At 57.6% G+C, this 616-nt stretch carries 1 pseudogene; it reads left to right on the top strand.

Features of this window, described 5'->3' with window-relative positions:
• Window positions 1-278: 278 nt before the first annotated feature.
• Window positions 279-616: pseudogene (locus K3F48_RS23935) on the top strand (hypothetical protein); the annotation flags it as partial.

Genomic DNA, 616 nt, shown 5'->3' with positions numbered 1-616 from the left:
TCTTGTCCGTGAATATCTCACAGGCGTGGATTTGACGGCGTGACGGCCGACAATCACCCGCCATCGAGTCGACGCCTTTCTCTTTCGAGTCCCTGGAGTTAGTGAAAATTGGTATGTTTTCCTTAGAATTATGGCGTTCGGCGCCAGAGTTGCGGAGCTTCATTTTGAACAATGGATTCGCTCGAAAGCTATCTCGGCGTGTCGCAGGCGCTCGTGGTCGCTAACCAAGGGAGCATCAAGTCGATGCTGCTCGGATTCTTGGAGTTCGGCAATCGGCGGTGAGCCGGCGAATTCTGACGCTCGAGAACGAGCTCGGAGTGTCACTCTTCGAGCGTCATTCGAATGACGTCCGGCTAACATGGCGGCAAGCGGTTCTTAGGGCTCGCGAGAAACGCGTTAGCGGATATGGACAAAGCATTTGCGAAAGCTGCGGCCGCAGGGCGTGGAGACGAAGGCTGATTCAAGGAGGTCGCGAGACGGACACCATGCGCCATCGTGCCCCTTGGAGAGGTGTAGCAGCGGCGCTCGGGCGCGCGGAGCAGAGGTGTGCCAGGCATGGGCATCGAATTGGAGGTGAAAGTCCTTCGTGGGGCGAGTTGGTAGCAACCACGAGCCG

Origin of the sequence: Methylosinus sp. Sm6 (assembly GCF_019802345.1) — a bacterium.
In the GTDB taxonomy this organism is placed as follows: domain Bacteria; phylum Pseudomonadota; class Alphaproteobacteria; order Rhizobiales; family Beijerinckiaceae; genus Methylosinus.
The sequence above is the reverse complement of the archived record's forward strand: the minus strand, read 5'-3'. Positions and strand labels throughout refer to the sequence as shown.